The organism is Glycomyces sp. L485, from assembly GCF_022548875.1.
Classification (GTDB): Bacteria; Actinomycetota; Actinomycetes; order Mycobacteriales; family Micromonosporaceae; genus Glycomyces.
Genome location: NZ_JAKZEW010000011.1, coordinates 44,581 through 66,498, shown reverse-complemented (window position 1 = coordinate 66,498; position 21,918 = coordinate 44,581). Strand labels below are relative to the sequence as shown.

The 21,918-nt window shown below is 71.8% G+C and carries 19 protein-coding genes; 4 read left to right on the top strand and 15 right to left on the bottom strand.

Features of this window, described 5'->3' with window-relative positions:
- Positions 1-17 precede the first annotated feature (17 nt).
- Both L0U85_RS08260 and L0U85_RS08255 read left to right on the top strand, forming a co-directional pair.
- A complete protein-coding gene (locus L0U85_RS08260) occupies positions 18-1,994 on the top strand; it encodes a prolyl oligopeptidase family serine peptidase (RefSeq protein WP_241377278.1) in 1,977 nt (658 codons plus the stop codon).
- Positions 1,991-2,923, top strand: a complete 933-nt coding sequence (locus L0U85_RS08255; protein WP_241377277.1) for an LD-carboxypeptidase — start codon at positions 1,991-1,993, stop codon at positions 2,921-2,923. Before L0U85_RS08260 ends, L0U85_RS08255 begins: the two co-directional genes overlap by 4 nt.
- Before the next feature lie 148 nt (positions 2,924-3,071).
- On the opposite strand, the gene L0U85_RS08250 is transcribed toward L0U85_RS08255, so the two are convergent.
- Together L0U85_RS08250 and L0U85_RS08245 are read right to left on the bottom strand one after the other, a co-directional pair.
- Positions 3,072-4,076: an SDR family oxidoreductase gene (locus L0U85_RS08250; RefSeq protein WP_241377276.1), complete on the bottom strand. Its 1,005-nt coding sequence runs from the start codon at positions 4,074-4,076 to the stop codon at positions 3,072-3,074.
- A 164-nt stretch (positions 4,077-4,240) separates the two neighbouring features.
- Positions 4,241-6,298 carry a cellulase family glycosylhydrolase gene (locus tag L0U85_RS08245; RefSeq protein WP_241377275.1) on the bottom strand — a complete coding sequence of 686 codons (2,058 nt, stop codon included), beginning with the start codon at positions 6,296-6,298 and terminating at the stop codon, positions 4,241-4,243.
- Between the two features lie 487 nt (positions 6,299-6,785).
- Between L0U85_RS08245 and L0U85_RS21225 the strand changes: the two genes are divergently transcribed.
- Together L0U85_RS21225 and L0U85_RS08235 are read left to right on the top strand one after the other, a co-directional pair.
- Complete coding sequence (locus tag L0U85_RS21225; protein WP_241377274.1) at positions 6,786-8,339, top strand: glycoside hydrolase 43 family protein; 1,554 nt, start codon at positions 6,786-6,788, stop codon at positions 8,337-8,339.
- Between the two features lie 507 nt (positions 8,340-8,846).
- A complete protein-coding gene (locus L0U85_RS08235) occupies positions 8,847-9,233 on the top strand; it encodes a VOC family protein (RefSeq protein WP_241377273.1) in 387 nt (128 codons plus the stop codon).
- 3 nt (positions 9,234-9,236) lie between these two features.
- Here the strand turns inward: L0U85_RS08235 and cobS are convergent, their stop codons facing one another.
- From cobS to cobO, 13 genes are all read right to left on the bottom strand, one after another.
- Complete coding sequence (cobS, locus tag L0U85_RS08230) at positions 9,237-9,971, bottom strand: adenosylcobinamide-GDP ribazoletransferase (protein WP_241377272.1); 735 nt, start codon at positions 9,969-9,971, stop codon at positions 9,237-9,239.
- Positions 9,971-11,014 carry a nicotinate-nucleotide--dimethylbenzimidazole phosphoribosyltransferase gene (cobT, locus tag L0U85_RS08225; RefSeq protein ID WP_241377271.1) on the bottom strand — a complete coding sequence of 348 codons (1,044 nt, stop codon included), beginning with the start codon at positions 11,012-11,014 and terminating at the stop codon, positions 9,971-9,973. The genes cobS and cobT overlap by 1 nt, the downstream gene beginning before the upstream one ends.
- Complete coding sequence (gene cobC, locus L0U85_RS08220; RefSeq protein ID WP_241377270.1) at positions 11,011-12,612, bottom strand: Rv2231c family pyridoxal phosphate-dependent protein CobC; 1,602 nt, start codon at positions 12,610-12,612, stop codon at positions 11,011-11,013. Before cobC ends, cobT begins: the two co-directional genes overlap by 4 nt.
- A complete protein-coding gene (locus L0U85_RS08215; protein WP_241377269.1) occupies positions 12,609-13,508 on the bottom strand; it encodes a sirohydrochlorin chelatase in 900 nt (299 codons plus the stop codon). The genes cobC and L0U85_RS08215 overlap by 4 nt, the downstream gene beginning before the upstream one ends.
- On the bottom strand, positions 13,505-14,116 hold the full coding sequence (locus L0U85_RS08210) for a precorrin-8X methylmutase (protein ID WP_241377308.1): 612 nt from the start codon (positions 14,114-14,116) through the stop codon (positions 13,505-13,507). Before L0U85_RS08210 ends, L0U85_RS08215 begins: the two co-directional genes overlap by 4 nt.
- 5 nt (positions 14,117-14,121) lie before the next feature.
- Positions 14,122-14,322 (bottom strand): 4Fe-4S binding protein, encoded by a 201-nt coding sequence (locus L0U85_RS08205; RefSeq protein ID WP_241377268.1) that lies wholly within the window; start codon positions 14,320-14,322, stop codon positions 14,122-14,124.
- Positions 14,322-16,013, bottom strand: a complete 1,692-nt coding sequence (gene cobJ / locus L0U85_RS21220) for a precorrin-3B C(17)-methyltransferase (protein ID WP_347177387.1) — start codon at positions 16,011-16,013, stop codon at positions 14,322-14,324. Before cobJ ends, L0U85_RS08205 begins: the two co-directional genes overlap by 1 nt.
- On the bottom strand, positions 16,010-17,209 hold the full coding sequence (gene cbiE / locus L0U85_RS08190) for a precorrin-6y C5,15-methyltransferase (decarboxylating) subunit CbiE (protein WP_241377267.1): 1,200 nt from the start codon (positions 17,207-17,209) through the stop codon (positions 16,010-16,012). The genes cobJ and cbiE overlap by 4 nt, the downstream gene beginning before the upstream one ends.
- Positions 17,206-18,387, bottom strand: coding sequence for a cobalt-precorrin-5B (C(1))-methyltransferase (locus L0U85_RS08185; RefSeq protein WP_347177390.1), 1,182 nt, complete (start codon positions 18,385-18,387; stop codon positions 17,206-17,208). The genes cbiE and L0U85_RS08185 overlap by 4 nt, the downstream gene beginning before the upstream one ends.
- A gap of 104 nt (positions 18,388-18,491) precedes the next feature.
- Positions 18,492-19,262, bottom strand: coding sequence for a precorrin-4 C(11)-methyltransferase (gene cobM / locus L0U85_RS08180; RefSeq protein WP_241377265.1), 771 nt, complete (start codon positions 19,260-19,262; stop codon positions 18,492-18,494).
- Positions 19,259-19,972 (bottom strand): precorrin-2 C(20)-methyltransferase, encoded by a 714-nt coding sequence (gene cobI, locus L0U85_RS08175; protein ID WP_241377264.1) that lies wholly within the window; start codon positions 19,970-19,972, stop codon positions 19,259-19,261. The genes cobM and cobI overlap by 4 nt, the downstream gene beginning before the upstream one ends.
- Complete coding sequence (locus L0U85_RS08170) at positions 19,969-21,318, bottom strand: cobyrinate a,c-diamide synthase (protein ID WP_241377263.1); 1,350 nt, start codon at positions 21,316-21,318, stop codon at positions 19,969-19,971. The genes cobI and L0U85_RS08170 overlap by 4 nt, the downstream gene beginning before the upstream one ends.
- Positions 21,312-21,908: a cob(I)yrinic acid a,c-diamide adenosyltransferase gene (cobO, locus tag L0U85_RS08165; protein ID WP_241377262.1), complete on the bottom strand. Its 597-nt coding sequence runs from the start codon at positions 21,906-21,908 to the stop codon at positions 21,312-21,314. The genes L0U85_RS08170 and cobO overlap by 7 nt, the downstream gene beginning before the upstream one ends.
- Between the last annotated feature and the right edge of the window lie 10 nt (positions 21,909-21,918).

The following is a 21,918-nucleotide window of genomic DNA, read 5'->3' as shown; positions in this document are numbered from 1 at the left end:
GACTTCTTGAGGAGGACATGACCGTGCAGCGTTCACCTTACGGCGCTTGGGAATCACCGATCACCGTCGAGCACGTCGCGGGCGGTGACGGGCGAGTCGCCGATCTCGGGGCGGTCGGCGGGGAACTGTGGTGGACCGAGCCGCGCCCGGCCGAGGGCGGGCGACGCGCGCTGATGCGCCAGGGCGCTTCGGCGCTGCCCGCACCGTGGAACGTCCGCAACCGGGTCCACGAGTACGGCGGACGGCCGTGGGCCGGCGTCGACACCGGCAACGGTCCGCTGATCGTCTTCTCCGAATTCGCCGACCAGCGCCTCTACGCGTTCGAGCCGGACAGGGGTCTCGACCCGTGGCCGCTGACGCCGGTCCCGGCGATCAAGGCGGGGCTGCGGTGGTGCGACATGGTCGTGGACACCTCCCGCGGCGAGGTCTGGGCGGTCCTGGAGGAGTTCACGGGACCCCGGACCACCGAGGTGCGGCGGGTGATCGCCGCGGTGCCGCTCGACGGCTCGGCCGCCGAGGACCGCTCGGCGGTCAGGGAGCTCACCGACGACTCGTACCGTTTCACGACCGGACCGCGAATGAGTCCGCAAGGGACGATGGCGGCCTGGATCGCGTGGAACCACCCGAACATGCCCTGGGACGAGACTGAACTGCGCGTCGCGGCCGTCACCGCCGAGGGCGACTTCGCGGACGCGCGGACCGTCGCCGGGGGCGGCGGGGAATCGATTGCACAGGTCGAATGGGACGCCGACGGCACGCTCGTGGCCGTCGGGGACCGCACCGGCTGGTGGAACCTGCACCGCATCGACCCGGCCTCCGGGGCTTCGGCCAACCTTCATCCGGCCCAGCAGGAGTTCGGCGGGCCGCTCTGGGCCATCGGACAGCGGTGGTTCCAGATCCTCGACAACGGGCGCATCGCCGCCGTCCACGGCGAGGGCGAGGCCCGACTCGGCATTCTCGACCCCGAACTCGACACCTTGAGAGAGGTGGACGGACCGTGGACTGAATGGGCGCCTTCGCTCCTCGCCGACGGCGACCGGGTCGTCGGCCTCGCTGCCGGGCCCGACCGCTCCTTCGAGATCGTCGAACACGACACTGCCACCGGAGTGACCCGCACCGTCGCCGCGCCGCACGTCGACAAGGTCGATCCGGCCTACTACCCCGTGCCCGGGCACCGGACCTTCACAGCGCCCGGCGGCCGGGAGGTCCACGCGCGCCTCTACCCGCCTCGCAATCCCGAATACGAAGCGCCCGAAGGGGAACTGCCGCCGTACGTGGTGTGGGTCCACGGCGGACCGACGAGCAATGTCCGGGCCGTCCTCGATCTCGAACTCGCGTACTTCACGTCGAGGGGCATCGGCGTCGTCCAGGTCGACTACGGCGGCTCGACCGGCTACGGACGCGAATACCGCGAACGACTGCGCGGGCAATGGGGCGTCGTGGACGTCGAGGACTGCGCGGCCGCGGCCAAGGCCCTCGCCGACGAGGGCGTCGCAGACCCGTCACGCCTGGCGATCCGGGGCGGCAGCGCCGGCGGCTGGACTTCGGCCGCGTCGCTCACTTCGCCCGCGGCCGAAGGGCTGTACGCCTGCGCGACGATCAAATACCCGATCCTCGACCTGTCGATCTGGCTCGGCGACGAGACGCACGACTTCGAATCGCAGTATCTGCACACCCTGATCGGCCCAGTCGACGAGGTCTCCGAGCGGTACCGCGAGCGCTCCCCGATCAACCACGCCGACCGCATCTCGGTCCCGTTCCTGCTCCTGCAGGGCCTGGAGGACGCCATCTGCCTTCCGGCTCAGAGCGAGAAACTGCTGCGGGCCATCGCGGGCAAAGGCGTCCCGCACGCTTACCGCACGTACGAAGGAGAACAGCACGGATTCAGGAAGGCTTCGACGATCGCCGACGCCGTCTCGGCCGAGCACGCGCTGTACGCGCAGACCTTCGGCTTCGCAGCGCCCGAGGGCGCGGACCTGGAGCTGCGGTCGTGAGCGCTCGGGCCCTGCGCAGGCCGCGGCGCCTGAAGGCGGGCGACCGGGTCGCTCTCATCGCCCCGAGCGGTCCCCTTCCTGGCGACCGGCTCGAAGCGGGGCTGGCCTTCCTGCGCGAATGGGGCCTGAAGCCGGTGGTCATGCCGCACGCGCTGGAGACCGACGCGGCGCTGCCCTATCTGGCGGGGAGCGACGCGGACCGCGCCGCCGACTTCGCGGCGGCGTGGAGCGACCCCTCCATCGCCGGGATCATCTCGGCGCGCGGCGGCTACGGCGTCCAGCGGATGCTCGACCTGGTGGACTGGCCCGCGCTCGCTGCGACCGAGCCGAAGGTGTACGTGGGCTTCAGCGACGCCACGGCCCTGCACGAGGCGATCGCGCTCCGGCTGGAGGTGGCGACGCTGCACGGGCCGATGCCCGCCTGGTCGACGTTCGTCGGCGATACCGCGAGCCGAGAGCACCTGCGCAGGACGCTGTTCGAACCCGAGCTGGTCCAGAAACTCGCGCCGCCGACGGCCGGGCCGCTCGTGCCCGGGCAGGCCGCGGGGGTCACGTTCGGCGGGTGCGCCAGCCTGCTCGCCGCCGGCATCGGCACCGCCGAAGACCACCGGCGTGCCGAGGGCGGCATCCTGCTGCTCGAAGAGATCGAGGAAGCCGGCTACCGGCTCGACCGGTACCTGACGCAGATGCGGCGCGCGGGCAGGTTCGACGGCGTCGCCGGGATCGCGCTGGGATCGTGGACCGACTGCGGCCCGGTCGACGAGGTCCGGGCCGTCCTCGTCGACCGCTTGGGCGACTTGGGAGTCCCGGTGGTCGAGGACTTCGGCTTCGGGCACTGCTCACCGTCGTGGACGGTTCCGCTGGGCGTCCCGGCGGTCTTGGACGCCGATGCCGGGACGCTCGCCTTCGACGTCCCGGCACTGCGTTAGGCCGTGTGTGATGACTCCGGGCGAGGTCGAATCCGAGGCCGTTTGTTCGCTCGCAGTCCGGCTACCGGGGTTGTGACCGGGCTGCCTGACAACGCAGCGAGCGGGCGAATGGTCCGGATACGGCCAGGTCGGGGTCATCAGACACGGCCTAGAGCGCCCTCGGTGCGTAGGCCGCGGCCAGGCGGTCCATGAGAGCGTCGACCTCCGGGACCACGACCTTATGCTCGGGGTGGGCGTCGTACCAGGCGACGACCTCGCGAGCGCCTTCCTTGAACGGCGTGGTCGACCGGCCGAACTCGGGGACGAGCGTCTTGATCTTGGTGTTGTCGAAGATCATCGTGTGCGCCTTGTCGCCGAGGAGACCGGCGCCCCAGTCGGGGTCCGCGGCGGCGATCGCGTCGGAGGCGACGTGGACGAGCTCGGGATCGGGGACGCCGGCGGCTTCGGCCAGCCGGCGGTAGATCTGGTTCCACGTCGGGGCCTCATCGCCGGTGATGTGGAAGGGCTCTCCGATCGCGGCCTCCTTGCCGAGCAGTCCGGTGAAGCCGACGGCGAAGTCGCGGCTGTGCGTGATGGTCCACAGTGTGGTGCCGTCGCCGGGGACGACGACAGGCCTGCCCGCGCGCATGCGCTCGATGACGGTCCAGCCGCCGTCGAACGGAAGCATCGTCTCGTCGTAGGTGTGCGAGGGGCGCACGATCGTCATTGGGAAGTCGTCGTTGCGGTACGCCTCGACCAGCAGTTCCTCGCAGGCGATCTTGTCGCGTGAGTACTGCCAGTAGGGGTTCTTCAGCGGCGTCGACTCGACGACCGGCATGCGGGCCGGCGGGGTCTGGTAGGCGGAGGCGGAGCTGATGAAGACGTACTGGCCGCAGCGTCCGGTGAACACTTCGATATCCCGCTGCACCTGCTCGGGCACGAAGTTGACCCAGTTGACGACGGCGTCGTAGTGCTCGTCGCCGATCGCGGCGAGGACCGACTCCGGGTCGTTCGAGTCGCCGGTGAGGCGGGTGACGCCTTCGGGGAGCACACGGGTCTTGTCGGCCCCGCGGTTCAGCACGGTCACCTCGATGCCCTGGCGCACCGCCTCGCGGACGCAGGACGTGCTGATTCTGCCGCTGCCGCCGATGAACAGGGCCTTCAGGTTCGACATGACCGCTCCTTCTGTTTAGCTCGGCGGCCAGCTTACCCGTCGGCTCGGCGCCGGACGGTGACCTCCAGGCGACGGGCGGTGCCGAGGTCGATCGCGGAACGGGGCTCGGACCGAACGAGTGAGGGCCGGCAGGCGAACCTGCCGGCCCCCGCGTCGATCACCGCTTAACCGGCGGAGCCGGTCACGGAGCTTCCGGACTTGGTGACGGTGTAGGCGACGGTCTCACCGCTCCAGAAGTGGAAGGTGAGCGTCACCTCCTGGCCGTCGTCGACCGCGTCGAAGAAGTCGGAGGTCAGCTCGATCTCGCCGACGTCGTAGTCCGGCTGGAACGCCCTGGCGAACTCCTTGTAGGAGGTCCAGTCGTGCGGTCCGGCGTTGCCGCCGCTGACGTACGTCGCCTCCATCGTTGCCAGCTGGTCGCCACGGAACTGCGTCGGGATCGCGAACGAGTCCGTCGAGCCCGAGACGCTCTGGAGGATCGGCGTGTCGTAGGAGACGATGCTGATCCGCCACGGGGCACCCTGTGAGAACTCCACGTACAGGTCGGCGTTGTTGCCGTACTCCTGGGAGCCGACGAGACCGGTCAGCGCCGAAGCCGTGATCGTCAGCTGATCGCCCGACACGGTGTAGTCGCTGCCCTGTTCCAACTCGGTGCCGCCCTGGAGCAGGCGCTGGAAGGTGCCGCCGTTCAGGTTCAGCGTGACCGTCTCATCGGTGATCAAGGCGGCCTTCTCGACGAACACCTGGTCGGTCGAGGCGGTGCCCGAACGCGACGTCCAGCTCGCCTCCATCATGGCGAACAGCTCCGGGTCGCTCCACTGGAACGAGGTCCGGTCGAAGTGCTGCCCGTTGTCCCACACTTGGAGGGTGAGGTCCTTCTGCTGGGCGTAGTAGCCGACGAACTCGAAGAACTTGAGCTTCTCGCCCTGCTCGATCGTGCCGGTGTGGGCGTCGAATCCGAGCAGGCCCCATTCGCCGATGATGACCGGGACACCGTTGGCGGTGAACTCGTTGTGGACCCGGTCGAAGTTGTCGACGATGTCCTGGCGAGACTCCTCGTCGAAGGTGGTGTAGCCGGCGACGTTGACGCTGAACGGCCAGAACCCGTAGTAGTGGACGGTCGCGGCGATGTTCGGGTCGTTCAGCGCGTCGATCGTCTCGGTCAGCGCGTCGAGTCGCTCCTGCTCTGCGTTGGTGTGCAGCGTCGGCAGGACCAGCACGCGGTCGGCGTTGTTGCCGCCGGAGTCGCGCACGATCTGGTGGAACACGATGTTGAGCTCGTCGAGCAGGTCGTAGGCGGTCGCGTCGTCCACGTTGTTGAACTGCGGCTCGTTGATGCTCTCGAACAGCAGCTTCGACGAGGAGTCGCGGAAACGGTCGGCCATCGCGGTCCAGATCGTCTCGTAACGGTCGAGGACCTCCGTGCGGTTGCTCTGCATGTCCGCGGCCCAGATCCACGAGTCGTGGTGAATGTTGATGAGCACGTAAAGGTCTGCGTCGAGCGCCCAGTTGACCACCTCCTCGACACGGTCGAGGTATGCCGGGTCGATGGTGTAGTCCGGTGCGCCGCCCTGGTGGTCGTCCCACGTGACCGGGATACGGATGCTGTTGTAGCCCTGATCCTTGACGTTCTGGATGAGCTGCTGGGTGATGCGCGGGTTGCCCCACGCGGTCTCGTCGTCGCCGACGGCGTCGAGCGAGTTGCCGAGGTTCCAGCCGGGCTCCATCGCGGCGACCGTCTCGACCGCGTCCACGTCGCCGGTCGGCGGCGGGGTCGTGGTGGGCGGGGCGGTCGTGGGCTGGCCGATGTCGCCGGTGCATTCGACGCCGTTGAGCGTGAACGCGGTCGGATCGGTGTTGGTGCCGGACCAGGAGCCGTTGAAGCCGAACGAGGTCGAGCCGTTCGAGGCGATCTGGGCGTTGTATCCGACGTTCGTGGCGGTGGTCTGGGAACCCGAGGTGTCGACGTCGGCGCTCCAGGCCTGGGTGACCTGCTGGTCGGACGGGAAAATCCAGGCCAGTTCCCATCCGTCGATCGGGTCGCCGAGGTTGGTGATGTTGACGTTTGCGGAGAAGCCTCCCGGCCACTCATTCTGGACCTGGTAGTCCACTTCGCAGCCCTCGGCGGCCTGGGCGGCCATGGGGGCAATGATCCCGAGGCCTGCCAGGACGGCGACCGCGGGCGCCAGAATGAGCAGTAGTCGTCTTCGGGATCGTCGCATCGCTCTGAGCATGGAGCTCCTCCACTTGTTGTGCGTTGCTTCAGGGGGGGGGGTGGCACCCAGGGAGGGCACCATTGAACAATGTCGATACAAGACTAAGTTGGCAAGCCAAACTTTGTCAATCGGGTCCCGGTCGAGCCGCGGACTGGGAGGCGCGAGACAGCCCTGCGGCCGCCGATCATGCGAGTCAGCCGGGTGACAGTGGCTCTGCGCCGATGGCGTCCCACAACCTCCGGCATATTTGTTTCATGGATTGACATGGCTTCGGCCACGGCCGTAACCTAGGCCGCGATCATCGACTCACGTCGATGCCCACACGAGCGCTCCGCGGTGACGTCAACCCGAAACGGCGCGCCTGCCGTGCGAAGAGACCGGCGGCGTCGAGCCGGCCCCGATCATGCGGTTCTTCATCGCCCGACAGAAGTACCTGGTCAAGAGCATCGCCGCCACTGGTTTCGAATAGGCGCAAGGGAAGTCGAGGAGCGCAGTGAACCGACCGCACCACGCCGACGACGGCACCTACCGCAACCCGGTCCTGCACGCGGACTGGTCCGACCCCGATGCCGTCCGCGTCGGCGACGACTTCTACCTCGTCGCCTCCAGCTTCCACCGGGTGCCAGGACTCCCGGTTCTCCACAGCCGGAACCTGGTCAACTGGTCGATCATCGGCCACGCGCTGCCACGCCTGGAACCGGAGGACGAGTTCCGGACCCCGCAGCGCGGCTGCGGGGTGTGGGCGCCGGCCGTCCGCCACCACGCGGGCCGGTTCCGGATCTTCTACCCCGACCCGGACCGCGGCCTCTTCGTCGTCACCGCCGAGGACCCCGCCGGGCCGTGGTCACGCCCGCAACTGCTCAAGGCCGGACGCGGTCTCATCGACCCGTGTCCGCTGTGGGACGACGACGGGACGGCGTATCTCGTGCACGCCTGGGCCAAGAGCCGCGCCGGGTTCAACAACAAGCTCACCGTCCACCGGATGAGCCCCGACGCGTCCGCGCTGCTGGACGAGGGACGCCATGCCGTCGACGGCGACGCCCTGCCCGGGTACCGGACGCTCGAAGGGCCCAAGTTCTACCGGCGGGGCGGCTGGTACTGGATCTTCGCCCCGGCCGGCGGGGTGAGCGACGGCTGGCAGTCGGCGTTCCGGTCCCGGCACCCGTTCGGGCCGTATGAGGGCCGCATCGTCCTGGAGCAGGGCGACACCGACGTCAACGGGCCGCACCAGGGAGCCTGGGTGGCCACTTCGGATGGAGAAGACTGGTTCCTGCACTTCCAGGACAAGGGGCCGTTCGGGCGCGTCGTGCACCTCCAGCACATGCGCTGGAACGCCGACGACTGGCCCGAGATCGGCGCTCCCGCCGGCCGGCCGGTCGCCTCGCACCCCAAGCCGGGCATCGCGACCTCCGAGAAGCCGGCCGCCCCCGCGGTGAGCGACGACTTCACCGGTCCCGACCTCGGTCCGCAGTGGACGTGGCAGGCCAACCCGAACCCGGACTGGCACGAACTCGACCCGGAGCGGGGACTGCGGCTGCGCTGCACGCCGACCGCCTCCGGAGACCTGCGACAGATCCCGAACCTGCTGGGCCAGCGGCTCCCCTCCGACCGCTTCCGCGCCGTCACGACGGTGCGCCTGATCGGAGCCGAAGCCCGCGCGCGGGCGGGACTGGCAGTCGTCGGCGACAGCTACGCCTGGATCGGCCTGGAGAACCTGGCGGACGGCGCCGTCCTGGTGTGCCGGACGGCAGAGGTCGACGAGCCCGAACGAGACACCGCACCCACGACATGGGTCCCGTTGCGCGCGAATGGCACGACCATGCCGGTCACCATCGGCGTGGACGTCGACCCGAGCGGCCGGTGCCGGTTCCTCGCCGCGCTCGCCGGCGAGGAACTGCGCCCCGTCGGCAAGCCGTTCGGGGCCACCGCCGGCAGATGGGTCGGCGCGACTCTCGGTCTGTTCGCCGCAATCGCCGCGCCGGGCAGCGGCACGGCCGAGTTCGACTCCATGCGCGTCACCGACGGACGCGAATCTGATCATCGATGACTTGGTCGCAGCCCCGGAGGCTCCACTTGCGCCTGGACGGCCGCCCGGTCGCCGAGGCGGCATGAACGCCACCGGCGGACCCGGACGACCCGCCCGGCAAGAACGCCTGCGCGAGCTGAACGTCGAGCCGGCCTTTCGGCACGTCCTCGCTGCCGGCGAGCCGATCTCCCGCACCGAGCTCGCCTCGGCGACCGGTCTGACGCGCCCGGAACTTCGAGGAGCTCATCGCCGGCCGGCTCGTCGCCGAGACCGGTGCGGCCCGCGACGGCCGGGCCGGGCGCCCCCCGCGTGGGCCTGACGTCTTCCAAGCGCGGGCGCCCGCTGGGCTGGGCCTGGACATCAGGACCGACGGCCTGGCCTGGGCGCCCTTCATCGACACCGCCGCCGCCCGGCCGCCCGGCTCGCTTCCCCAGCAGCGGAGCTGAGGACTTCCGAAGCCGACGTGTCCGACGCCGCGGGGCGGGTACGCCTCTGGAGTACGAAGGCGTCTCGATTGCGAGGAACAGCATGACCGTCGAGTTGAACCACACCATCGTCCTCGCCGAGGACAAGCAGGACTCGGCCGAGTTCCTGGCCGACATGCTCGGGCTCGCCACCACGAGGCTCGGGCCGTTCGTCCAGGTCACCACCGCCAACGGGGTCGGCCTCGACTTCGCGAACGCGCTGAGGGACGACATCAAGCCGCAGCACTACGCCTTCCTCGTCGCGGAGGAGGAGTTCGACGCGGCCTTCGCCAAGATCCAGGCCAGGGGCCTGACCTACTGGGCCGACCCCGGTCACGACAGGGAAGGCGAGATCAACCGCAACGACGGCGGCCGCGGGGTGTACTTCCTCGACCCCAGCGGACACAATCTCGAACTGATCACCGTCCCATACGGCGGCTGGCCCACCTAGTGGTCAAGAGGCCGCCAGGACGGCCAGAGCCGTCGTCTCTGCAAGCACGCCTCCGGCTCCTATCGTGTCGCCGCCCGTGCCCAGACGGCGGCGCCAGCGGCGAGAGGCCGTCAGCGCGACGGCGAGGCCCGCCGCCGCGGCGGCGAGGCCGACCACCCAGCCCCGATCGCCGACGAAGCCGATCACGGCGGCCAGAGCAGCGGTCCACAGCGCCGCGACGATGAGCGCGCCGCGAGTCGCGGCCGCGGCCGGGCCCGCGGCCAAGGAACCCTCCCGAGGCCGGTTCGCCCGCAGCTGCCAGACCAGGGACAGGCGACCGACGACCGGGGCGAGGGCCAATAGTGGCCAGGCGCCGACGGAACCGGCGATCGAGCCCAGCAATGCGAAGCGGAGCAGGAGGGTGACCACCAGGGCGGCAGCCCCCACAGCGCCGACACGCGGGTCCTTCATGACCTCGGCCACCCGGTCGGGAGGGCGGTGGCTCGCCAGCCCGTCGGCGGTGTCGGCCACGCCGTCCAGGTGGAGGCCGCCGGTCAGCGCGAAGTCGACCGCGAGCACCAGGGCCGCCGCCACTAGTGGTCCTCCGATGTGGAAGCCCGCCCAGGCCGCCCCGGCCCAGGCGAGACCGACGACCAGGCCGGCCAGTGGAAAGGCCGCGACGGCTGTACCGGTGAGCGGCCACCGGCCCCGGACCGGCAGGACGGTCAGGAAGCCCAGCGCGTCGCACACCGCCCGCATCAGGTCCCGAGCTCGTCGAGCCCGGCGACACTCCGCAGCACCGCGGCCGCGCTGCGGACCAGCGGGACCGCGAGGAGCGCGCCCGTACCTTCGCCCAGTCGCAGTTCGAGATCGAGCAGCGGTTCGAGCCCGAGATGGGCGAGTCCGGCGGACGCGCCGGGCTCGACCGAGCGGTGGCCGGCGATGAGGTAACCGGTCGCTTCGGGGCGCAAGGCGGCGGCCGCCAGCGCGGCGGCGACGGTGTTGACCCCGTCGACCAGGACCGGTGTGCGCCGCGCGGCGGCGGCGAGCGCCACGCCGGCTAGGGCGGCGTGTTCGAGCCCTCCGAGGGAGGCGAGGGTGCGCAGCGGGTCGCGGTCGGCTCCGTGGCGGGCGAGGGCGGCGGCGACCACGGCGATCTTGACCTCCAGGGTCCGGTCGTCGATGCCGGTGCCGCGCCCGGTGACCCGGTCGGCGGGTTCGCCGGTGAACGCGGCTATCAGCGCCGCCGAGGGGGTCGTGTTGGCGATGCCCATGTCGCCCAAGATGATCAGGTCAGCGCCGGTGTCGATCATGCGGCCCGCGAGCTCGGCTCCGGCGAGCAGCGCGGCGGTGCATTCCGCTTCGGTCATGGCCGGTTCGACACTGAGGTCGCGGGTGCCGCCCCGGATCCCGGCGGCGCTGAGCGCGGGGTGGTCGGCGGGCGGCTTGGCGACGCCGGCGTCGAGGACGGCGACGCGCGCGCCGCAGGCTGCGGCGATGGCGTTGGCGCTGGCTCGTCCGGCGCAGAAGTTCTCGACCATCATGGTGGTGATCTCCTGCGGCCACGGGCTGACGCCTTGGGCGTGGACGCCGTGGTCGCCGGCGGCGATGACCAGGGCGGGGTCCTCGACGGCGGGCGGCGGGCAGGCGCGGGCGACGGCGGCCAGACGCGCTCCGAGGGCTTCGAGGCGGCCGAGGCTCCCCTGGGGTTTGGCGAGTCCGTTGTGGCGTTCGGCGGCCAGGAGGGCGAAGCGGTCGTCGACGGGTTCGACATCGGCGAGGAGGGTGGCGAGTTCGTTCATGTCGCGCCTTTCAAATGACGGGTGAGTGCGGTTCGGAGTCGGTCGGTGGTCGAACCGTCGCGGACGGCGATGCGCAGGTGGTGGCGGTCGAGTCCGGGGAACGTGTCGCCGCGGCGCAGGGCCAGGCCGTCGGCGAGCAGGCGTTCGCGCAGGTCTGCCTCGTCGGTGCGGATGAGCACGAAGTTGGCCGCGGCGGGCCAGGTCCGCAGGCCTGGGATGTCGGCGAGGGCCTCCAGGAGCGCTTCGCGATCGCGGGCGACGCCTCGGACGCGTTCGGCGCGCTCGTCCTCGGCCGAGGCGCAGGTCTGGATCGCCTCCAGGGCGAGTGAGCTGACCGGCCAGGGTTGGCGGGCGGCGTCGAGGCGGGCGACGGTGGCGGCGTCGGCGAGGAGGTAGCCGACGCGCAGGCCTGCGATGCCCCACAGTTTGGTGAGGCTGCGGACCGCGACGAGGCCGGGCAGGTCGACGCGGGCGGCCATGCCCGTGCCGTCGGGCAGGAAGTCCGCGAAGGCCTCGTCCACGACGACGGTCCGCCCGGGGCGGCACAGGCGCTCGACGGTCGCCACCGGGTCGAGGGCGCCGGTGGGGTTGTCGGGGCGGGTGAGGAGGACGAAGTCGGCTTCGTCGGGGACGTCGGCGGGGTCGAAGGTCCATTGCCCGCTTTCGCGGAAGATCCTGGTGACCGGCACTCCGGCGGCACGGAGCGCCGCCTCGCCTTCGGTGAAGGTGGGGTGGACGCAGACGGCGTGCTTCGGGCGGAGCTCTTGGGCCAGCAGCCAGAACCCTTCGGCCGCTCCGTTGAGGAGCAGGCATTCGGACGGTTGGCGTCCGTGCCGGGCCGCCGCGGCGGCTCTGGCGGTCCTCTGGTCGGGGTAGGCGGCCAGGTCCTTCGCGGCCTCGGAGAGCCGGTCGGCCAGCCACTGCGGCGGCCCTTCGAGGACGTTCACTGCGAGGTCGACCGCGCCCTCGGGCACTTGGGTGTCGCCGTGTTCGCGGAGCCGGTGCTCGGGGAACCGCTCCGGCGCCTCGGTCCGCTCCATCGCGGGCAGGGGCAGCGCTCGCCCGGCCACCACCAGTTCGCACTCGTCGGCGCTCTCGCTGAGCACCTGCACGACCTCGCCGTGCAGGTCGAGCCAGCGGCGGGAGGCGGCGGCGGTCGGGATGAGTCCGCCGCCCGGTTGCCCGGCGGCGACGATGACCGGCCCCGGGCGGGACTTGGCGATGTCGCGCCACGCCTCGGCGGCCGCGAGGATCCGTTTCCAGGCCGCGCGTTGGTTCTCGTCGAGCCGGGCCAGGATGGCGTCGGTCCACAGCCAGCCCTGGCCCATCTGGTCGGTGATCCAGCTGTCCAGGTCGTCGATGAGGACGCAGGTGTCGCCCGGCAGGTCGCGGAGCGCGGCGTCTATGTCGGTCGTCTCGACCGTGCGCCACGAGTCGGGGCGTCGTTCGCGATGGGCGGCGATCCGTTCGGACATCTCCTCGTCGAAGGCCGATCCGGTGGCGACGTAGGCGACGGGGAAGCCGCTGCGGGCGGCGAGCTGTTCGGCGCGGGCGCTCTTGCCCGAGCGGGTGCCGCCGAGGACGAGGTGGAGGGTCATTGCGCTGCCTCCGCGTGGTGGTGCTCGTGGTGGTTACCGTGGGTGCCCGGGTCGTCGGGGTGGAAGTGCAGGGTCTGCGGGGTGCCCACCCGGTGTTCGAAGCCCGGCAGCGCGACCCGGTACTGGCAGGTGTCGCAGTTGACGGACGTGCGCCCGGCCTCGGCCTCGTCGGCGCGGGCCAGGAGTGCCTCGGCGACGGCCCGGTCCGGGCCGAGGTAGGGTGCGTCGACCACTTCGATCCCGGGGTGCTCGGCGGCCCATTCGCGGGTCTGGGCCCGGATGCGGCGCTCGAGCACGCCGGTGAACAGGAAGTACGGCAGCAGTGCGATCCGCTTCGCGCCCAAGGCGCGGCAGCGGTCGAGGGCCTCGGGCACCGACGGATGCGCGAGGCTGACGAACCCGGTCTCCACCAGCGGCCACGGACGGCCCTCCCAGACCATGCGCGCGATCTTGAACAGGTCGGCGTTGGCGTCCGGATCGGAGGTGCCGCGTCCTATGAGGACCACGGCGGTCTCCTCCCGGTGCTCAGCTGGAACCGCTTCGCACAGTCGACGGTCGACCAGTTCGAGCAATTCGGGGCGGACGCCCAGTGGCGCGCCGTAGGTGAACCGCACGCTCGGATGGCGCTCCCGCTCGGCGGCGATCGACGCGGGGACGTCTCCTTTGGCGTGACCGGCGCCCAGCAGCACCAGGGGCACGACGGTCATGCGGTCGACCCCGTCTGCCACCGAGGCTGCCACGCTCTCGCTGATCGGCGGCGGACACAGCTCCAGAAAGGATAGATCGGCGCGAAGGTCAGGGCGCAGTGCCCGCACCTCCTCCAGCAGCCGGAACGACTCGGCCTGCCCGGCCTCGTCCACCGTGCCGTGCGCGACGATCATCAGTTGGTGGCTCATCTCGGGTTCTCCTCGAATGCGGTAGGTGCGGAGTACAGGAGGGCGTTGACGGCGGCCGCGGCGACGGCGGAGCCGCCCAGTTCCGACCGGTTCGACACGGCCGGCAGGCCCGAATCGCGCAGCGCCGCCTTCGATTCGACCGCGCCGACGAAACCGACCGGCAGACCCACGACCAGCGCCGGGTCCGGAGCGAGGGCGATGACCGCCTCCAATGCGGTCGGCGCGTTGCCGACGACCCATACCGCGCCCGGACCGAAGCGTTCGCAGGCGAGCCCGATCGCCGCGGCGCTGCGGGTCGTGCCGCGCTCACGGGCCAGGTCGGCCACCCCGTCCCAGGTGAGGGGCACCGCCGCGTCGGCGCCGGTGATCCCGGCGGCGACCATGCGGCTGTCGGCGACGATCGGCGCCCCGTCGCGCAACGCCTCCCAGCCGAGACGCAGCGAGTCCTCGTCGAGCACGAGGTCATCGACGTAGCGGACGTCGGCGGCCGAGTGGACGACCCGCTCGGTCACCGCGCGGCTCAATGGCCTCAGATGCGACAGGTCGACTCTGGAGGCGAGGATGCGCATGCTCTCGACCTCGATGGGGTGCACCCGGTCGCGTCCCATGCGTCTCACCGGCCCACCTCCGCCGGCGGCCGGATCGCCTCGGCCGGGCAGACCTCGGCGCACTCGCCGCAGCCGGTGCACCGCTCCTCCAGAACGATCAGCGGCACCGGTCCGCCGGGCGACGGACGCAGGCACCGCTCCGGACAGGTCCGAAGGCACGCCCCGCAGGCGGTGCAGTCGGCCGTGACGGTGAACGGGGCTTCCATCAGGGCGCCTCCGACCTGTAGCCGCGCGGGGTGACCATGCGGCCCGCGACCATGCGGGTCCGGCTGGAGCCCACCAGGACCAAGGTGGTCATCTGGACCGCGTCCACATCGAGCCCGCCGAGGGTGGTCACGGTGACGGCCTGGTCGGGCCGCTCGGCGTCGCGGACGACGCCCACCGGCGTGCCCGGATCCCGGTGGCGCATGAGGATCTCCAGCGCCCGGGACAGCTGCCAGTCGCGTCCGGCGCTGCGCGGGTTGTAGAAGGCGATCGCGAGGTCGCCGCGGGCGGCGGCTTCGACGCGCTCCTCGATCAGCTCCCACGGGGTCATCAAGTCCGACAGGGAGATCGAGCAGTGGTCGTGGCCGAACGGCGCGCCCAGCAGCGCGCTGGCGGCCAGCGCGGCGGTCACGCCTGGCACGACGACGACGTCGATGTCGTCGCCGGCTCGTTCGAGGGTCGGCGAGGCCATGGCGTAGACGCCGACGTCGCCCGAGCCGACGAGGGCGACGGCGTGGCCGGCCCGCGCCAGCGCGACGGCCCTGTCGGCCCGTTCGACCTCCTGGCCGAGACCGAAGCGCTCCATGACGGCGCCGCGCGAGGTCCAGCGGGCGGCCTGGTCCACATAGGGGCCGAAGCCGACCACGACTTCGGCGGCGGCCAGTTCGGCGGCGGCGCGCGGGGCGGTGAGGTCGTCGGCGCCCGGTCCCAGCGAGACGAGTGCGAGGCGGCCGCGGGCCGGTCTCCGGGCGACGGCGACGGTGGCCATGGGGCTGCGGCGCTTGGGGACGAGGAGTTCGCCGCCGAGGTGGAGGGCGGCTGCCTCGGCCACCGAGGGGGTGCCGACGGCGGCGCGGACGGTCTCGGAGGGGTTGGGGACGTCGACGGCGGCGAGAGTGTCGGAGGTGAGGTGCACGATGGACCAGCCGCGGGCGGCGACGGCTTGGTTGATCCCGGGCTCGTCGGCCTTGAGGTCGACTGTCACGGCGGTGTGGACGGCGAGCGGGGAGAGCCCGGCGTCGGCGAGGGCCCGGTCGATGAGGTCGCCCACCTCGGCGGCGGGGGCGCCGCGGGAGGAGCCGATGCCGATCACCAGCGAAGGGGGGCGGTAGGAGACGTTGGGAGTGGTCTCGGGGGCGAGGCGGTCGCCCACGCGCAGCAGCGGTGCTGCGGGGTCGTCGGTCACGGGCGCGGGGATCGGCCCGAGAGGCCAGGCGAGGTCGCGTTCGACGCGGACGGAGCCGCCGGCAAGCACGTGTCCGCCGACTGCGGCGAGGTCGCCTTCGGCTCGGACGCCGAAGTGCTCACCGAGCGAGCCGAGGCTGGGCAGCCCGGCTGCCTCGGAAGCGGTGGTGACGACCGGGGCGGCACGGAGGTGGGCTGCGATGCGGTCGGCGAGGTCGTTCGCGCCGCCTTCGTGGCCCCCGCAGAGGCTGACTGCGAAGCGTCCGGCGTCGTCGACGCACACGACCGCGGGGTCGGTCCGCTTGTCGGACAGGTGGGGTGCGACGAGTCGCACGGCCGCGCCTGTGGCCATGACGAGGACGAGCGCGTCGGCGCGGGACCAGGCCGCGGCGAGCGCGTCGCGGGGGCGCCCGGTGCGGTGCTCGCCATCGAGATGAACGGCGAGGTCGACGGCGAGGCGGCGGCCGGTCTCGGTGGCGGCGAGGACGACGGTGCGGGGCGCGGTCACGGGCGTACTCCTTGTACGAGCAGGACGGGATTTCGCGGGTCGAGGCGGTGGCCGCCGCCTAGAGGCACCAAGTCGGCGACCTCGATGAGTTGACCGGTTGCGGTCCACCCCGCTGCTTCGAGTCGATTCATGACCGGCCCGACGCGCTCGATGGTGGCCAGCGCGACGACGATCCGGTCGCGGCAGCGAACCGTCGCGGCGTCGATGATCGCTTCGAGGTCGGGCCCTCCGCCGCCGATGAACACGGCGTCGGGATCGGGCAGCGGCGCGAGGGCCGCCGGGGCACGGCCGTGGACGAGGCCGAAGCGGACGCCGTGGGATTCGGCGTTGGCGCGGGACCGTTCGATCTGGGCCGCGTCCGCGTCGACGGCGATGACGCCCGCGCCGAGGCCTGCCGCTTCGGCTGCGACGCTGCCCGATCCGCAGCCGACGTCCCAGATGAGGCGGCCCGGTCCCGGGCCGAGTGCGGCGAGTGCCGCCGCGCGAACGGCGGGCTTGGTGATCTGTCCGTCGCGGTGCTCGAAGTCTTCGACCGGTCGGCCCCAGACGGCGGCGGGTCGGTTGTGGGCCAGGATCGTCGGTCCGGCCCCGGCGGCGGTCGGGTCGAGGATCAGCATGACGTTAGGGTCGGGGAATTCGCGGCCCGCGGCTTCGGGCAGGTCGCAGTGGACGACGGTCTCGTCGTCGTGGCCCAGGCGGGCCGCGACCGTGACCGCTCTCGGGCCGCAGCCTGAGTCCAGCAGGGCCTGGGCGATGGCGCTCGGGGTGTCGGCGGCGTCGGTCAGGACGGCGACCTTGGCTCCGGCGAGCGCGGTGGCGAGGGCCGGGCGTGGGTCGCGGCCGTGCGCGGAGACGACTTGGGCGTCTTCCCAGGTGGTGCCGATCCGGGCGAAGGCTCCGGAGACCGAGGAGGCGGCCGGGTGGACTTCGAGCGGGCGGTCGAGTTCGGCGAGTCGGCGGAGGATGCCGAACCATCCTGGGTCGCCCGAGGCGAGGACGGCGACCGGTCCGGTGACGGCGGCGATGCGTTCGAGCACCGAGTCGAGATCGCCCGCGATCGGGATGGCCTGCGCGGTGGCGGGAGCGTGGGCGGCCAGGTGCCGCTTTCCGCCCGCGACGGCTTCGGCGTCTCGGGGAATCGGTCGGGACGGGCGGCCGTCGGGGCCGATGCCGATCACGATCACCGGCGCGGTCATCCTCGCCTCCACAGTTCCGGGTCGGTTCCCGCTGCGGCGAGTCGTTCGGGGGCGCGGGTGCTCCAGGCGACCGGGTCCAGGTCGTCGAAGTCGACCAGGACGGCGTCGACCTCCAGTGCTCCCCCGCAGTGCTCGGCCCAGGCGGCCAGGTTGATCGCCACGTCGTCGCAAAGGGCGTCTCCCGCGGCCGCGAGCAGTCCGTGCCGCACCCACAGTTCGTAGGCGTGCCTGCCGGTGTTGGCTTCGCCGACCGCTTCCACGAGTGCGGCGTCGCCGCCCGCCCTCGCGGTCACCTCCGCCAGGTAGCCGGTGTCCACTCGGGACTTCGTGTAGTGGGTCATCATCACCCCGGCGCCCAGTTTGGCCAGCTTCCCGGCCATGCCCACGAACACCAGTCGCCGCAGCCGGGCCTCCACGCAGCGCTCGACCGCCGCGCCCGTGAAGTCGCCGACCTCGGTGAAGCAGACCTCGTCGAGTCCGGGCATCAGCGCGATCGCCGCCCGCTCGGTCCTGCCGCCGGTCGTGAGCACGCACGTGTCCAGGCCCGAGGCGGCCATCACGTCGACCGCCTGCAGTACCGACGCCCGCCATGCCGCCGTCGAGAAGGGCCGGACGATCCCGGTGGTGCCCAGGATCGAGATGCCGCCGAGGATGCCCAGGCGCGCGTTCGTGGTCCGCTTGGCCATCCGCTCGCCCTCGGGGACCGACACCACCACGTCGACACCGCGGTCCCGGTAGGGGTCGCAGACCTCCTCGACGGTGATGCGGATCGTCTGCCGGGGCGTGCCGTTGATCGCCGGGCCGCCGACCTCCAGGCCCAGGCCCGGGCGGGTCACCACGCCGACGCCTTCACCACCGTACAGATGCACGCCCGCGTCGGCGCTCCAGGCGACCGTGGCGGTCAGGTGTGCGCCGTTCGTGGCGTCGGGGTCGTCGCCGGCGTCCTTGACGACCACCGCCTCGGCCGCTTCCCCGATCGTCTCGCAGCGGTCCACGGCGAACTCGACGCGGCGTCCGATCGGCAGCCAGACGTCGACCTTCTCGCTGCGCTTGCCCGTGGCCAGCAGCAGGATCGCGGCCTTCGTGGCGGCGGTCGCGCACGCGCCGGTCGTGAAGCCGGTGCGCAGGGCCTTGCCGTCGCGGACCTTGGCGGTGCGCGGCAGGTCGGGCTCGACCAGGTCCCGGGGCGCGGGCGGCGGCGGTGAGGCGCGATCGACGTGTACCGGACCGGCCTTGGCACGTTTGGGAAGCCGGGACGGGAACGAACGCGCGGGCCCCTCGCTCACGCCGTCCTCACCGGACGATAGGTGTGGGCGAAGCCCGGCGAGTACAGGTGGCTGCGGGTCCCTCGCGCCCCGAGAGCGGGTCCGACGAGCACCAGGGTGTGCATGGTGACCTTCATGGACCGGACCGTCGCCGCCAGTTCGTCGAGCCGGCAGGTCTCGATGCGCTCCTCGGGCCAGGTCACCCGGTAGCCGATCACGCAGGGCGTCTCGGGAGCGTAACCGCCGGCGAGCAGCTCGGCCTGAAGCCGCTTGGGGCGCGAGGCCGACAGGAACAGCGCGAGCGTGGTTCCGTGGCGGGCGAAGGAGGCCAGGTCCTCCCCCTCGGGCATGGGCGTGCGGGTGGCCATGCGGGTCATCACGACCGATTGGGCCACTTCGGGAATGGTCAGTTCGCGTCCGACCGCGGCGGCGGTGGCGGCCACCGAGGTCACCCCCGGGACCACTTCGACGTCCGCGTCGAGTGCGGCGACCGCCTCCAGCTGTTCCTGCACGGCGCCGTAAATGGACGGGTCGCCGGAGTGCAGCCGGGCCACGGTCAGGCCCTCGGCGGCCGCGCGGCGGTAGACGTCCAGGACCTCTTCGAGGGTCATGGTCTTCGAGTCCAGGATCTGGGCGCCGGGTCGGGCGTGTTCGAGCACGTCCTCGTGGACGAGGCTGGACGCCCACACGACGACGTCGGCCTCGCCGATGACCTTCGCCGCACGCACGGTCAGCAGGTCGGCCGCGCCGGGGCCGGCCCCCACGAACCAGATCTTCGCTCTGCTCACTGCGGTTCCTCGCGTTCGGGGGTGACGATGACGGTCGAGAGGTAGGGAGCGGGCCGGTCGGGGACGGCCGCGCGGACGTCTTCGTCCGGGTGGCCCAGGTGCGCACCGAACACCGCGCGGTCCAGCGCGCCGCCCGCTTCCAGGACGGCCCTGACCTCGGGGAGTCTTCTGCCGCCCTTGTAGAGGACGACGGTCCCGCCGTCCTCGAGTGCGCCGCGCACCCGGTCGGTTCCGGCGGTCATCGGCATGAGGGTCAACGGCTCGTCGTGCTCGACCAGGACCGTGCCGGTCCGCGAGGCGAGGTCCTGCATGGCGGTGACGCCGGGGACGGTCGCGATCGTCGCGGAGGGGACGCGCGCGCGGACGGCGCGGGCGAGATAGGAGAACGTGGAGTAGACGTTCGGATCGCCGATGGTCGCGAACACGGCGGTCTTGCCCGCGCGCACCACCTCGGCCACGGTCTCGGCCGCTCGGGCCCAGGCCGAGTCCCGCCGATCGGCGTCGAGCTCGAAGACCAGCCGGGTGATCGGCTTGTCATGGGGCACATGGTGAGCCACGACCCGCTCGGCGTAACCGGGCTCGTCGTTCGGCGAGGACACCGCGACCGGCACGAACACCGTGTCGGCGGACAACAGGGCGTCGCGGCCCTTGACGGTGATCAGGTCGGGGTCACCGGGCCCGGTCCCGACGCCGATGAGAGTGCCGCTCATACCGTTGCCTCCCTTGCGTGTGCGGATGCCACCAGACACCGTGCCATCTCGGGGGCACCGGTCCAGGCGGTATGGAGAAAACTGGCGTGGACGCCGCGGGAGTTGAAGCCTTCGGGCCGGCCGTCCTCGAAGGTCCAGGCCGAAGGCGTGCCGGACCCGGGAAGGACGGCGGTGCGGTGGAACTCGTGTCCGCGCACGGCCATGCCCTCGGGTCCGAGGGGGCCGGAGGACGCGGCGCGGGCGGTGCGGTAGCCGAGCGTCAGCCGCTCGGTGAACTCGGCCTCGGCGTCGATCAAACCGACCAGCCGGTGGCCGTCCAGGCGGCGGCACAGGTAGAGCAGGCCACCGCATTCGGCCACGATCGGACCTCCCGCCTCGGCGAGCACTCGCAGGTCGGCGGCGAGCCCGGTGTTGGCGGCCAGTTCCGAGGCGTGTACCTCCGGGAAGCCTCCGCCCAGATAGGCCGCTCCGGTCCCCTCCGGGAGGGCTTCATCGCGCAGGGGGTCCACGTCGGCGACCTCGGCTCCGGCCGCTTCGAGGAGTTCGCGGTGCTCGGTGTAGACGAAGGTGAACGCCGGGCCTCCCGCGACGGCCACCACCGGGCGGCCGGGGACGGTTCCCGGTTCGGGCCGCCACGGCTCGGCCTCCAGGGCGGGCGCGGAGCGGGCGATGCGCAGCACCGCCTCCAGGTCCATGCTTTGGGACACGGTGCGCCCCAGGGTCTCCACGAGCGCCAGGGCCTCGGGCCGGCGTTCGGCGGCCGGGACCAGGCCCAGGTGCCGCGAAGGCGTCGCGATCTGCTCGCCGCGCCGCAGCACCCCGACGACGGGGACGCCCGAGTCGGCGAGGGCTTCGCGAAGGATCTGCTCGTGCCGGTCGGAGGCAACCCGGTTGAGTACGACCCCGGCGATTTCTATCGATCGATCGAAACTGGCGAAGCCGTGGACTTCGGCGGCGACCGAACGCGACTGCGAGGCGGCGTCGACCACGAGCACCACCGGGGCGTCGAGCAGGTGGGCGATGTGGGCCGTGGAGGCCTCGCCGGTCCCGGCCCGGCCGTCGAACAGGCCCATGACGCCCTCCACGACGGCGATGTCGGCTCCCGCCGCACCGTGGGCGAGCAGCGGCGCGACGAGGTCGGGGCCGTGCATGAACGCGTCCAGGTTGCGCGGGGGCCGTCCGCAGGCCAGCGCGTGGTAGCTCGGATCGATGAAGTCGGGCCCGACCTTGTGGCCCGAGACGCGCAGGCCGAGGCCGCGCAGGGCGGCCATGAGACCGGTCGCCACGGTGGTCTTGCCGACCCCGGAGCGGGTCCCGGCGACCACGACGCGCGGCACGTTCACCATTCGATGCCCTTCTGGCCGCGCCAGCCCTGGTCGAGCGGGTGCTTGACCTTCGTCATCTCGGTGACCAGATCGGCCGCGTCCACCAGTTCGGCAGGGGCGTCGCGGCCGGTGATCATGACGTACTGCCAGCCGGGACGGTGCTTCAGCGTCTCGACGACGTCGGCGGTGTCGACCCAGCCCCACTTCATGGGGTAGGTGAACTCGTCGAGCAGGTAGAAGCGGTAGCGCTCCTCGGCCAGGCAGCGCTTGACCTCCTCCCAGCCCTCACGGGCGAGGTCGGCCGACTCGGCGAGGTCGCGGCTGGTCCACGACCAGCCGTCGCCCATCTTGAACCAGTCGATGCCGCCGAGCTTCTCGGCGGCGGCCTGCTCGCCGACCCGCCACTTGCCGGACTTGACGAACTGGAAGACCGCGATGGGCCACTCCTGGCTCCAGGCGCGCATCATCATTCCGAACGCGGCCGTGGACTTGCCCTTGCCGGTTCCGGTGTGGACCATGAGCAGCGGCGTCTCGCGTTTGCGCCTCTTCGGCTGGGTGTCGGCGGTGGCGCCTTCGGTGGCGCCGTCGTACTGGCTGCGTTCGGTGGTCATGTCTTCCCCT

What these genes read in the sequence shown, in the direction of transcription:
- cobI (WP_241377264.1), bottom strand. Translation starts at nt 19,972, where the DNA reads ATGAGCGGCACTCTCATCGGCGTCGGGACCGGGCCCGGTGACCCCGAC.
- L0U85_RS08205 (WP_241377268.1), bottom strand. Translation starts at nt 14,322, where the DNA reads ATGGAAGCCCCGTTCACCGTCACGGCCGACTGCACCGCCTGCGGGGCG.
- cobO (WP_241377262.1), bottom strand. Translation starts at nt 21,908, where the DNA reads ATGACCACCGAACGCAGCCAGTACGACGGCGCCACCGAAGGCGCCACC.
- L0U85_RS08210 (WP_241377308.1), bottom strand. Translation starts at nt 14,116, where the DNA reads ATGGGACGCGACCGGGTGCACCCCATCGAGGTCGAGAGCATGCGCATC.
- L0U85_RS08260 (WP_241377278.1), top strand. Translation starts at nt 18, where the DNA reads ATGACCGTGCAGCGTTCACCTTACGGCGCTTGGGAATCACCGATCACC.
- cobT (WP_241377271.1), bottom strand. Translation starts at nt 11,014, where the DNA reads ATGAACGAACTCGCCACCCTCCTCGCCGATGTCGAACCCGTCGACGAC.
- L0U85_RS08215 (WP_241377269.1), bottom strand. Translation starts at nt 13,508, where the DNA reads ATGAGCCACCAACTGATGATCGTCGCGCACGGCACGGTGGACGAGGCC.
- cobC (WP_241377270.1), bottom strand. Translation starts at nt 12,612, where the DNA reads ATGACCCTCCACCTCGTCCTCGGCGGCACCCGCTCGGGCAAGAGCGCC.
- cobS (WP_241377272.1), bottom strand. Translation starts at nt 9,971, where the DNA reads ATGCGGGCGGTGTGCGACGCGCTGGGCTTCCTGACCGTCCTGCCGGTC.
- cbiE (WP_241377267.1), bottom strand. Translation starts at nt 17,209, where the DNA reads ATGACCGCGCCGGTGATCGTGATCGGCATCGGCCCCGACGGCCGCCCG.
- L0U85_RS08170 (WP_241377263.1), bottom strand. Translation starts at nt 21,318, where the DNA reads ATGGTGAACGTGCCGCGCGTCGTGGTCGCCGGGACCCGCTCCGGGGTC.
- L0U85_RS08245 (WP_241377275.1), bottom strand. Translation starts at nt 6,298, where the DNA reads ATGCGACGATCCCGAAGACGACTACTGCTCATTCTGGCGCCCGCGGTC.
- L0U85_RS08235 (WP_241377273.1), top strand. Translation starts at nt 8,847, where the DNA reads ATGACCGTCGAGTTGAACCACACCATCGTCCTCGCCGAGGACAAGCAG.
- L0U85_RS08250 (WP_241377276.1), bottom strand. Translation starts at nt 4,076, where the DNA reads ATGTCGAACCTGAAGGCCCTGTTCATCGGCGGCAGCGGCAGAATCAGC.